The following is an 11,342-nucleotide window of genomic DNA, read 5'->3' as shown; positions in this document are numbered from 1 at the left end:
TCGGGGTGAGCGGAGAAACCTGGAAGGGGCGCGGGGCTGTGTCGCTGTGCGGCTCCGCCGCGTGGGCGCGATCGACCACGACGAACGTGCGGCCGGACAACGACACAGCTCCCCCGAGAAGACCAAGGGTGCTAACCCTTGACGGCCCCCGTGAGCATGCCCTTCTTGAAGTGCTTCTGGACGAACGGCGACAACACGGCCACCGGCAGCAACGCCATCACCATGACAGCCATCTGCACGGCGAGACCGGACAGCTCACCGGTCTTGATCGCCTGGCCCAGGCCGACCGGTGCCTCCTGCTTCTGCACCAGCTGGATCATGACGTTCTGCAGGGGCAGCATGTCCTGGTCGTTCAGGTACAGCGAGGCGTTGAACCAGGCGCTCCAGTAGCCGACGGCGTAGAACAGCGTGATCACCGCGACGACCGCTCGGGAGAGCGGCAGCACGATCTGCCGCAGGATGCGCAGGTCCCCGGCGCCGTCGATGCGGGCGCTGTCGATCAGCTCCTGCGAGATGCCCATGAAGAAGCCGCGCAGCACCAGGATGTTGAAGACGCTGATCGCGCTGGGCAGGATCAGCGCGAGATAGCTGTCCGTCAGGCCGAGGGACTGCACCAGCAGATAGGTGGGGATGAGGCCGGCGCTGAAGAACATCGTGGCCAGCAGCACCATGAGGATCCAGCGGTGGCCGACGGAGCCGCTGCGGGACAGTCCGTAGGCGCACAGCACGGACACCGCCATCGAGAAGAGGGTGCCGACGAGGGTGACGCCGATGCTGACGAGCGTGGCCCGGGTGACCTGGCCGCCGCTGAGCAGCTCCTGGTAGGCGACGAAGGTGATGTCCGTCGGGATCATCACCAGCCCGCCGGCCTCGTCGATGGCCTTGCGCGTGGACAGGCTGGTGACCACGACGATCCACAGCGGGAACAGGATGGCCAGGCAGGCGAGGAACAGGACCAGCCCCTTGCCCGCGAGCCCGACCCCGCTGGGCTTCTCCTCCCACACCGGCCGGGGCGGGGCCGCCCAGCGGCCGGGCGTGCGTGCGGGCTTGTCGATGACGGCGGTCACTTCTTGTACACCCCCTGCTCGCCCATGAGATGGGCCACCTTGTTCGCTATCAGGACCAGGCCGAGACTGATGACGCCCTTGACGAGGCCGGCGGCGGCCGCGTAGCCGAAGTCCTGGTTGCGCACACCGTTCCACCACACGAAGGTGTCGAGGACCTCCGAGGCGTCCGGTCCGACCATGTCGCGTTGCAGCAGGATCTGTTCGAAGCCGACCGTCAGGGCGTCACCGACGCGCAGCACCAGCAGCAGGGCGATCACCGGACGCAGCGCGGGCAGGGTGACGTGCCACATGCGGCGCCAGCGGTTCGCGCCGTCCATCGCGGCGGCCTCGTACAGGTCGGGGCTGACCGAGGCCAGCGCGGCGAGGAAGACGATGATCCCCCAGCCCGCGTCCTTCCACACGCTCTGCGCGGTGACCAGGAACTTGAAGGTCTCCGGGTCGGTCATCAGGCTGAGCCCGTCGTACCCGTGGTCGCGCAGTATCTGGGACAGCAGCCCGGCACCGCCGAACAACTGCTGGAAGACGGCGACGACCAGCACCCACGAGAAGAAGTGCGGCAGGTAGAGGATCGCCTGCGAGACCGCCCGCACCCGGGGCCTGACCACGCTGTTGATGAGCAGCGCGAGCAGGATGGGGATCGGGAAGTACAGCACCAGCTGGAGGAAGAACAGCACCAGCGTGTTCTGCACCGCGTTCCAGAATGCGGAGTCCTCGAAGATCCGCTGGAAGTTCTCCAGACCGACCCAAGGGCTGTGCAGGATGGAGACGACCCCGTTGTCACTGATGTAGGGGTCGTACTCCTGGAACGCGACGACGTTGCCGAGGATCGGAACGTAGTTGAAGAGCAGCACCAGCAGCACGGCCGGCAGTGTCATCAGCAGCAGGACACGATCGCGTCTGAACCTCAACCGGAGGCTGAGCTTCCCGGCGGGTGGCTTCTTCGTGGCCCCGGTGGCGCCGCCGTGCGCCGCCGGGGGGTTCTCCTTCGCTTCGGCCTCGGTGTCGGTCCGAGGCACCGTGCTGTGGGACACGGCGGTTCTCCTTGCCTCGGTACCTGGTCAGCCGGCCGCCGAGCCGTTCTCGTCAAGGATCTTCTTGTACCAGTCGCGGAGCTCGTCCCCGCCCTTGCTCTTCCAGTCGGAGACGGCCTGCTGCACGTCGCTGACCTTCTTGCGGCCGCGGACGACGTCGTCCTCCAGCTGCTCGAAGTTGTTGGAGAGGTTGGTGTAGCGGGAGGGCTCGGTGATCTGCATGCCGTAGAAGGCCGACTTCTTGGTGAAGCCGCCCATCCGCTGCTGCCACTCCACCTGTCCCTTGGCGACCTCGGGGAAGTCGGGGTGGGCGATGGTCGGGGCGGGGCTCGCGACCATCACGAAGGCGTTCATCACGTCGAGGTTGCCCTGGTCGGTCTTGGTGGGCACGCCGTCCTTGACGGTGTAGTGGGTGCCCTCCACGCCGTAGTTGGTGGCCATGTACTCCTTGGTGCCGTACGGCGCGGCGGTGACGTTGGCGACGGCCAGCACGTCACGGATCACGGCCTCGGAGGCCTTCTTGTTGATGAAGGCGAAGATGCCGGCCGGGTTCTTGGCCCACAGCGTGGGGTCGCCGCCGTCGTGGCCGAAGATGTCCATGCCCCAGATCTTGAACTCGGGGTTCTGGGTGGCCTGTTCGGCGGTGCGGCTCCACCACTGCGAGGAGTCCTGGTTGTAGATGAGGAACTCACCGGCGGCGAACTTGGGTCCCGGGTCGCTGGCGTTGCTCTTGCCCAGCTTGGCGTCGGGGTGCACGACGCCGGCGGCGAACAGCTTGCGCGTCCACTCCAGGGCCTCGAGGTACTCCTCGGTCTCGATGCGGTAGACCAGCTTGCCGTCGACCTCGTTCCAGCCGAGCGACTTCTCCTCGCCGGAGAGCACACCGAAGGCGTTGAAGGCGGTCCACTTCATGTCCAGGCAGGCCCAGCGCTTGGCCTTGGCGTTGGTGGCGTCCTTGGCCAGTGCCATGAACTCGTCGCACGAGCGGGGGACTTCGTAGCCCTCCTTCTCGAATATGTCCTGGCGGTAGAGCGGGACGATGCCGGTGACGTACGAGGAGGGCATGGGCAGGCCGCGCAGCTTGCCGCCGAAGATGGAGCGCTGCCAGGCGTCGGTGGGGATCGCCGCGAGGTTCGGGTAGTCCTTGACCGCGTCGCCGGACAGGTAGGGGCCGAGGTCGGCGAACTTGCCGATGATGGCGCTGGGGATCTTGCCCGTCATGTTCCAGCCGGGCACGACCACCACGTCGGGCACCTCGCTGGAGGCGAGGACGGCGCCGAGCTTCTGGTCGTAGGTGTTGCCGTCCTGGTTCTGCCAGACCACGTCGACGCCGATGAGGTCGTTCATCGACGTGTAGTAGGCGTTGCCGTCCTTGGGCGGGGAGCCCCAGAACGGCGACATGATGGTGACCTCGCCGCCCTTGCCGAGCTTCTTCGGCACCGACGTCTTCAGGCCCGCCAGGTCGAGCTTGCCTGTGAAGCCGACCGCGGAACCGTTCTTGCTGGGGATGTCGGGCGTGACCACGTTGCTCGCCACGTACGCCGGGAGGATCTTCTTGGCGTCCTTGCCCGACGTGGTGCCGTCCCGCGAGCCTCCGTCGGACCCGCCGCACGCGGCGAGCAGCGGCATTCCTCCCGCCACCGCTGCGGTGGCGACCGCCGTGGAGGCGAGGAAGCTTCTCCGGCTGGGCCCGGAGGAGTTGGGGGCGGCGTTCGGCGTCATTGCGTCAACCCTTCATGGCGCACCAGGACACCCGGCAGGTGGCTGTCGGCTGTGGTGTCTTCAGTGGAACTCGCTGAGCCGAAGCGGTGGTTCGGCGGAAGGTGCGCCGGAAAGGCGGGCCTCGCAGTCGAAGCGCTTCGATGTTGCTGCGAGGTTAAGTGAACACCTGGGGGCACACAAGGGTCGCATCCAAGATTCCTCGGATGTATGCGCGATGGCGATGCGGACATATCAGGCACACATCGTCCACAAAGCATCCGATCTGTTGCCCTCGGATCCCTTGACACCCACCCCCACCGCGAATGAGCATCGAAGCGCTTCGAAAGCGCCTCGCCGCTCCACCCCGAGGGGAACTCCACGTGACCGCACAAACGCCGCCTACGCCGCCTTTCCGCGATACGACTCTGTCGTTCGCGAAGCGCATCGACGACCTTCTGTCGCGGCTCACCCTCGACGAGAAGATCGGATTTCTGCACCAGTTCGGGCCGGCCGTCGAGCGCCTGGACGTCGCCGCCTTCCGCACCGGACAGGAGGCCCTGCACGGCGTCGCCTGGATGGGCCCGGCGACCGTGTTCCCGCAGGCCGTCGGCCTGGGCGCCACCTGGAACCAGGAGCTGGTGCGCCGGGTGGGCGAGGCGGTGTCCCGGGAGACCCGCGCGATGCGCACCCGCGACGACCGCGTCGGCCTCAATGTCTGGGCGCCGACCGTCAACCTGCTGCGCCACCCCCTGTGGGGCCGCAACGAGGAGGGCTACTCGGAGGACCCGAAGCTCACCTCGGCGATCGCCACCGCCTACACCCAGGGCCTGCGCGGCGACCACCCGGCCTACTGGCGCACGGCCCCCGTCCTCAAGCACTGGCTGGCGCACAACAACGAGACGGAGCGCGACACCACCTCCAGCTCCGTCCGCCCGCGCGTGCTCCACGAGTACGACCTGCGCGCCTTCCGGGAGACGGTCGAGGCGGGCACGGTGGCCGGGGTGATGCCGGCGTACAACCTGGTCAACGGCCGCCCGAACCATGTGTCGCCGTATCTGCGCGAGCACTTGCGCGCCTGGACCGAAGAGGACCTGCTGGTCTGCTCGGACGCCGGAGCGCCGTCCAACCTGGTCGACTCCGAGCACTACTTCGACACCCACGAGGAGGCCACCGCGGCGGCCCTGCGGGCCGGGGTCGACAGCTTCACCGACCACGGCACCGACAGCTCGACGATCATCGGACGTATCAGGGGCGCGCTGGAGCGGGGCCTGCTGACGGAGGCCGACATCGACACGGCCGTGCGCCGCCAGCTCTCGGTGCGGTTCCGGCTCGGCGAGTTCGACCCGGGCGCGGACCCGTACACCGGGGAGCAGCCCTTCGACACCCCGGAGCACCGGGCGCTCGCCCAGGAGGCCGCCGAGCAGGCGATCGTCCTGCTGAAGAACGACGGCCCGCTGCCGCTCGCCCCGGACACCCGCGTCGCGGTCGTCGGACTGCTCGCCGACGAGTGCAAGCTCGACTGGTACAGCGGCAGCCTCATCCACCGCGTCACCCCGCTGGAGGGCCTCTACGAGCGCTTCGGCGCCGAGCGCGTGGAGTTCGCCGAGGGCATGGACCGGGTGCTGCTGAAGACCTCCGCCGGTACGTTTCTGCACGTCCCGCCGGCCCCCGAGGCCCCCGAGACGGCGCGCGGCGCCGAGGGCGCCCTCGACCCGGCGCTGCTCGCGGGCCGCACCGACCTGCCGCCGCTCACCGCCGGGGCGGACGGCACCGAGCTCGCCCTGGCCGACTGGGGCGAGGGCGTGCTCACCCTGCGGGCACCCGACGGCCGCTACCTCTCGGTCGCCGAGGACGGGTACGTCCGCGCCTCCGCCGACCAGCCGGGCGGCTGGATCGTGCAGGAGACGTTCCGGCTGGAACCGCACGGGGACGGTCACCTCCTTCGGCATGTGGGGACAGGACGCCACGTGCAGGTCGCCGCCGACGGCGTGAAGGTTGCCGAGGAGGATCCCGAGGTCTTCGAGCTGGTCGTCGTCGAGCGCGGTCAGGACGCGGTCACGCGCGCCGCGGCCGGCGCCGACGTGGTCGTGGTGGTCGCCGGCAACGATCCGCACATCAACGGGCGCGAGACCGAGGACCGTACGACGCTGCGGCTGCCCGCCCAGCAGGAGCTGCTGCTGCGCGCGGCCCGTGCCGCCAACCCGAACACGGTGCTGGTGCTGACCTCCGCCTACCCGTACGCGGTGGACGCGGCGGACCTCCCTGCGCTGCTGTGGACCGCGCACGGCGGACAGGCCGCGGGCACCGCGCTGGCCCGGGTGCTCGCCGGTGACGTCTCCCCCGCCGGCCGGCTGCCGCAGACCTGGTACGCCGACGACGCCGACCTGCCGGACCTCCTGGACTACGACGTGATCGGCAGCCGGCAGACCTATCTGTACTTCGAGGGCGCGCCGCTGTTCCCCTTCGGGCACGGCCTGTCGTACGCGGGTTTCTCCTACGGGGAGCTGACGGCGGACGTCGTCGGGCCGGCGGTGCACGTCTCCTTCACCGTCACCAACACCGGTGAGGTCACCGCCGACGAGGTGCCCCAGCTCTACACCCGGGCCGTGGACCCCTCGGTCCCGCGTCCGCGCCGCGAACTGCTGGCGCACCGGAGGGTGACGCTGGCGCCCGGGGAGTCGGCCGAGCTGTCCTTCGTGCTGCCGCTGTCCGCCTTCGCGTTCTGGGACGTGGCGGTGGGCCGGTGGCGGGTGGAGCCGGGGGCGTACGAACTGCTGGCCGGGGCCTCCAGCAAGGACGTGCGGGCACGGGCCACCCTGACGCTGGAGGGTGAGCCGACCGCTCCGCGCGCCCTCCTCGACCGCGGTCTGGACGGCGCCGACTTCGACGAGCAGAGCGGCACCGAGATCGTCGACCGGAGCAGGCAGGCGGGCGACGCGGTCACCCCCGTGGCCGGCAAGGAGGGCGAGCTCCTCTTCCGGGGCTGCGACTTCGGTGGCGGGGTGACGGAGGTGACCGTCGAGGTCTCCGGCGAGGGCACGGTCGAACTGTCCCTCGACGGCGGCCCGGTGCTCGCCGAGCTGTCCCCGCAGGCGCCCACGCCGGGTCCGTACGACTACAGCACGCTCCGCGCGTCCCTCACCGTCGCCGACGGTGTGCACGACGTGCGCCTGCGACTGCGCGGCCCGCTGCGGCTCGCGCACGTCGGCTTCTCCGGTTGAGGGTCCGGACGCGGCCGGCGCGATGAAGGGGCCCGGCACCGGTGGGAACCGGTGCCGGGCCCCTTTCCGTCGGGCGAGGACCCTCCCCGGACGCCGCTTCGGGAGGCGGTCCGGGCCCCTGGAATCCGCTCTTGGGGAAGCCGCGCAGTCCCTATGATGCCGGGGTCAGGTTTAACGGAGGGGAGAGCGTTTTCATGTCCGGCACCAATCCCGCACCCGGTGGGTTCGGGCCGCCGTCCCAGCCCCCGCAGCAGCCGGGTCCCGGTTACGGCTATCCGCAGTCCGCCCCGTCCTACGGCTACCCCTCGGCTCCCGCCCCGCAGGGCATGCCCCCCGCGCCCTATCCGCAGACGCCCGGCTACGCGATGCCCATGCAGCCGAGCAACGGCCTGGGTACCGCCGGACTGGTGCTGGGCATCATCGGCCTGGTCTGCAGCCTCACCTTCTTCCTGTGGTTCTTCGGCGTGATCCTGGGCATCCTGGCGATCATCTTCGGCGCCGTCGGCCGGGGGAAGGCGAACCGCGGTGAGGCCACCAACAAGGGCCCGGCGACCGCCGGGCTCATCTGCGGCATCGTGGCCACGGTGATCCTGCCGCTGCTCGGCGTCCTGCTGTTCGCCAGCGTCATGGGAGGCATCGGCGCCGCGTCCTGAACGCCCCTCCGACGCGGGGCCGGTCCGAACGGACCGGCCCCGCGTCGTGTGCGAAGGCTCCCGTTCAGCCGGTCCGCAGTCGTCTGCGCGCTTCCATCAGCGCGAATCCCAGCAGGTTCGGGCCGCGCCAGCGCTCCGGGTCCATCGCCCCCTCGTCGTTCGCCGCGAGACCGATGCCCCACACCCGGTCCACCGGGCTCGCCTCGACCAGTACGCGCTCGCCCGTGCCCAGCAGGAAACCCCGCAGGTCTTCACGGGCCGCGAACTTGTGCACGCTGCCCTCGACGACGATGCCGAACCGCTCCCGCCGCCACATCTCCTCGTCGAAGCCCCGCACCAGCCGCCCCGCCTTCTTCGCCTGCGAGGGGTGCCCCGCGGCCAGCACCCGCCGCTCCCCCTCCGGGTCACCGAACAGCCGGGCCTTGGCCGCCATCATCCAGTGCTCGGCGGTCGCGTACTCCACTCCGTCCACCGTGAACGGCGACGGCCACCACTGACTCAGGCAGCTCGCCCCGATCCGGCCGTCGGGCAGCGGCCGGTGCCCCCAGAAGTGCAGGTACTTGATCCTCGCCCCGGCGCGGACCGCCTCGATCAGCGTCTCCCGTGACTCCATCGCCCCCGTGATCCTCTCCATGCACGCGAGTCTGGCAGCAACCACGGACACTCCGTCCTGCCTTTTCCGCAGTCACTCGACACCTGGTCGACAGATTCCGTCGCGTAACCAAAAGGCAACAACGGAATCACTTGTTGGAGTCCCATCGCTCTGTCAGGATCGGCACTCAAATCGAGCTGGAGCCACGCCGCCCCCTTCGGGGACACGGAGGAGAGCGACATGTACAACCCGGGCAGCACCACCCCGGAACGATGCCCCGCCCAGGACCGGTTCGCGGACGGCGCGCAGTTCATCGCGGGCCGCCCGGCCAAGGGCACCTCCGGCCGCACCCACACGGTCGTCGACCCGGCCACCGGCGCGGAGGTGTACACGTACGAACTCGCCGGCACCGACGACGTCGACGCGGCCGTCGCCGCCGCGCGGGAGGCGTTTGCGGGGTGGGCCGGTGCCACTCCCGGTGAGCGGTCCGACGCCCTGCACCGGTTCGCCGCCGTGGTCGCCGACCGCGCGGAGGACTTCGCCCGCGCGGAGTCGCTCCAGTGCGGCAAGCCCCTGAAGCTGAGCCGCGAGTTCGACGTCCCGGGCACGATCGACAACATCGCCTACTTCGCCGGGGCCGCCCGCCACCTCCAGGGCCAGTCGGCCGGCGAGTACTCCGGTGACCACACCTCCTACGTCCGCCGCGAGCCCATCGGTGTCGTGGGCTCCATCGCCCCCTGGAACTACCCGCTCCAGATGGCCGCCTGGAAGATCCTCCCGGCGATCGCCGCGGGCAACACCGTCGTCCTCAAGCCGGCCGAGCTCACCCCGCTGACCTCGCTGCTCTTCGCGCAGGCCGCCACCGACGCCGGGATCCCGGACGGTGTGATCAACATCGTCACCGGCACCGGCAAGGAGGCGGGCGAGCACCTGGTCGGTCATCCCGACGTGGCCATGACCTCCTTCACCGGTTCCACCGCCGTCGGCAAGCGGGTCGCCGAGATCGCCACCGCCACCGTCAAGCGCCTCCACCTGGAGCTCGGCGGCAAGGCCCCCTTCGTCGTCTTCGACGACGCCGACCTCGACGCCGCCGTCAACGGCGCCGTGGCGGGCGCGCTGATCAACACCGGGCAGGACTGCACGGCCGCCACGCGCGCCTATGTGCAGCGCCCGCTCTACGAGGCGTTCGTCGAGCGCACAGCCGCCCTGATGGAGACCGTCCGGCTCGGTGACCCCTTCGCCCCCGGCACCGACCTGGGCCCGCTGATCTCGCACGTCCAGCGCGACCGCGTGGCCGGCTTCGTCGACCGGGCGCGCGCCTACGCGCGCGTGGTGACCGGCGGCGAGGCACCCCTGGGCGAGCTGGAGAACGGCGCGTACTATCGCCCCACCCTCATCGCCGACGCGGCGCAGGACAGCGAGGTCGTGCGGTCCGAGATCTTCGGTCCGGTGCTGGTCGTCCTGCCCTTCGACACCGACGACGAGGGCATCGCGCTGGCCAACGACACCCCGTACGGGCTCGCCGCCTCCGCGTGGAGCCGGGACGTGTACCGGACGGGACGGGCCACCCGGGAGATCAAGGCGGGATGCGTGTGGATCAACGACCACATCCCGATCATCAGCGAGATGCCGCACGGCGGCTCCAAGGCGTCCGGCTTCGGCAAGGACATGTCCGCGTACTCGTTCGAGGAGTACACGCAGATCAAGCACGTCATGTTCGACAACACGGCGGTGGTCCGCAAGGACTGGCACCGCACCATCTTCGGGGACCGATAGCAGCCAGGCCGCCCGACCGCGGCCACCCTCCCGAAAGGGCACCACGCGCATGGAGCAGTACGAGCCCGACCGCCTCTCACCGGCCCAGGAGGCCGCTGTACGGCGCAGTTTCCGCAACGGAAGGGCGGCACTGAGCCGTCGTTCCCTGCTGCGCGCCTCCACGGGCAGCGCGCTGATGGTCGGCGGGCTCGGCGCACTGAGCGCCTGTGGCATCCCCGCCGCCGGAAACACCCAGGGCGGCGTCCCGGCGGAGGACCACTCGAAGGAGGAGAAGTCCGTCAACTTCTCCAACTGGACCGAGTACATGGACGTCGACGACAGCGGGCGCGAGCACCCCACGCTGGACGCGTTCACGAAGCGCACCGGCATCAGGGTCAAGTACACCGAGGACATCAACGACAACACCGAGTTCTTCGGCAAGATCAAACCGCAGCTCGCCGCGGGCCAGGACACCGGACGCGACATCATCGTCCTCACCGACTGGCTGGCCGCCCGCCTGATCCGTCTCGGGTGGGTCCAGAAACTGGACCCGTCCAACCTCCCGAACGCCTTCACCAACCTGTCCGCCCAGTTCCGCAACCCCGACTGGGACCCGGGCCGCGCCTACTCGTACCCCTGGCAGGGCATCTCCACGGTCATCGCCTACAACAAGAAGGCGCTGGACGGCGTCGAGGTGAAGACCCTCTCCGACCTGCTGGACAACCCGAGGCTCAAGGGCCGCGTCGGCCTCCTCACCGAGATGCGCGACACCGTCGGCATGACCCTGCTCGACATGGGCGAGGACCCGGCGAAGTTCGCCGCCGACGCCTACGACGCGGCGATCGCCCGCCTGCAGAAGGCCGTCGACAAGGGGCAGGTCCGCCGCTTCACCGGCAACGACTACACCGCCGACCTCACCAAGGGCGACTTCGCCGCCTGTCTCGCCTGGGCCGGTGACGTCGTCCAGCTCAAGGCGGACAACCCGGACATCGAGTTCCTGATCCCGGACAGCGGCTACATGACGTCCAGCGACAACATGCTGATCCCCAACAAGGCCCGGCACAAGACGAACGCCGAGCGGCTGATCGACTACTACTTCGAGCCGCGGCCGGCCGCCGAGCTCGCCGCCTACATCAACTTCGTCTGTCCCGTCGACGGAGTGAAGGACGACCTCGCGAAGATCGACGAGGACGCGGCGAACAACCCGTTGATCCTCCCCGACCGGGCCATGCAGGCCAAGTCCCGTGCCTTCCGCTCCCTGAGCTCCAAGGAAGAAACGGAATTCGAAGAGAAGTTCGCGAAGCTCACTGGGGCGTGACGAG

The 11,342-nt window shown here is 69.6% G+C and carries 8 protein-coding genes; 4 read left to right on the top strand and 4 right to left on the bottom strand.

What is annotated here, in order from left to right; translation table 11 throughout:
- Positions 1-131: 131 nt before the first annotated feature.
- Genes ACH4VX_RS13620 through ACH4VX_RS13610 form a run of 3 tightly spaced genes read right to left on the bottom strand, consistent with a single transcriptional unit; the run spans position 132 to position 3,820 of the window.
- Entirely contained in the window at positions 132-1,067 is a 936-nt protein-coding gene (locus tag ACH4VX_RS13620; protein WP_398367559.1) for a carbohydrate ABC transporter permease, read from the bottom strand.
- Positions 1,064-2,098, bottom strand: coding sequence for an ABC transporter permease (locus ACH4VX_RS13615; RefSeq protein WP_398367558.1), 1,035 nt, complete (start codon positions 2,096-2,098; stop codon positions 1,064-1,066). The genes ACH4VX_RS13620 and ACH4VX_RS13615 overlap by 4 nt, the downstream gene beginning before the upstream one ends.
- Positions 2,099-2,125: 27 nt before the next feature.
- Positions 2,126-3,820 carry an extracellular solute-binding protein gene (locus ACH4VX_RS13610; protein WP_398367557.1) on the bottom strand — a complete coding sequence of 565 codons (1,695 nt, stop codon included), beginning with the start codon at positions 3,818-3,820 and terminating at the stop codon, positions 2,126-2,128.
- A 359-nt stretch (positions 3,821-4,179) separates the two neighbouring features.
- On the opposite strand from ACH4VX_RS13610, the gene ACH4VX_RS13605 reads away from it, so the two are divergent.
- Together ACH4VX_RS13605 and ACH4VX_RS13600 are read left to right on the top strand one after the other, a co-directional pair.
- The gene (locus tag ACH4VX_RS13605; RefSeq protein ID WP_398367556.1) at positions 4,180-7,020 is read left to right on the top strand and encodes a glycoside hydrolase family 3 C-terminal domain-containing protein; all 2,841 of its coding nucleotides are present in this window, start codon (positions 4,180-4,182) and stop codon (positions 7,018-7,020) included.
- A 194-nt stretch (positions 7,021-7,214) separates the two neighbouring features.
- Complete coding sequence (locus ACH4VX_RS13600; protein WP_398367555.1) at positions 7,215-7,673, top strand: DUF4190 domain-containing protein; 459 nt, start codon at positions 7,215-7,217, stop codon at positions 7,671-7,673.
- 64 nt (positions 7,674-7,737) lie between these two features.
- Here ACH4VX_RS13600 and ACH4VX_RS13595 read toward each other — a convergent pair whose 3' ends face one another.
- A complete protein-coding gene (locus ACH4VX_RS13595) occupies positions 7,738-8,307 on the bottom strand; it encodes an NADAR family protein (protein ID WP_398367554.1) in 570 nt (189 codons plus the stop codon).
- 198 nt (positions 8,308-8,505) lie between these two features.
- On the opposite strand from ACH4VX_RS13595, the gene ACH4VX_RS13590 reads away from it, so the two are divergent.
- Positions 8,506-10,041 carry a gamma-aminobutyraldehyde dehydrogenase gene (locus ACH4VX_RS13590; RefSeq protein ID WP_398367553.1) on the top strand — a complete coding sequence of 512 codons (1,536 nt, stop codon included), beginning with the start codon at positions 8,506-8,508 and terminating at the stop codon, positions 10,039-10,041.
- Positions 10,042-10,090: 49 nt separating this feature from the next.
- Positions 10,091-11,338: a spermidine/putrescine ABC transporter substrate-binding protein gene (locus ACH4VX_RS13585; protein ID WP_398367552.1), complete on the top strand. Its 1,248-nt coding sequence runs from the start codon at positions 10,091-10,093 to the stop codon at positions 11,336-11,338.
- Positions 11,339-11,342: the final 4 nt, after the last annotated feature.

It is taken from the genome of Streptomyces sp. NPDC020731, assembly GCF_044334705.1.
Taxonomy (GTDB): Bacteria; Actinomycetota; Actinomycetes; order Streptomycetales; family Streptomycetaceae; genus Streptomyces.
The sequence above is the reverse complement of the archived record's forward strand: the minus strand, read 5'-3'. Positions and strand labels throughout refer to the sequence as shown.

Bases quoted from the DNA above. Each gene is read 5' to 3' on its own strand.
- ACH4VX_RS13590 (WP_398367553.1), top strand. From the start codon at position 8,506: ATGTACAACCCGGGCAGCACCACCCCGGAACGATGCCCCGCCCAGGAC.
- ACH4VX_RS13610 (WP_398367557.1), bottom strand. From the start codon at position 3,820: ATGACGCCGAACGCCGCCCCCAACTCCTCCGGGCCCAGCCGGAGAAGC.
- ACH4VX_RS13585 (WP_398367552.1), top strand. From the start codon at position 10,091: ATGGAGCAGTACGAGCCCGACCGCCTCTCACCGGCCCAGGAGGCCGCT.
- ACH4VX_RS13600 (WP_398367555.1), top strand. From the start codon at position 7,215: ATGTCCGGCACCAATCCCGCACCCGGTGGGTTCGGGCCGCCGTCCCAG.
- ACH4VX_RS13595 (WP_398367554.1), bottom strand. From the start codon at position 8,307: ATGGAGAGGATCACGGGGGCGATGGAGTCACGGGAGACGCTGATCGAG.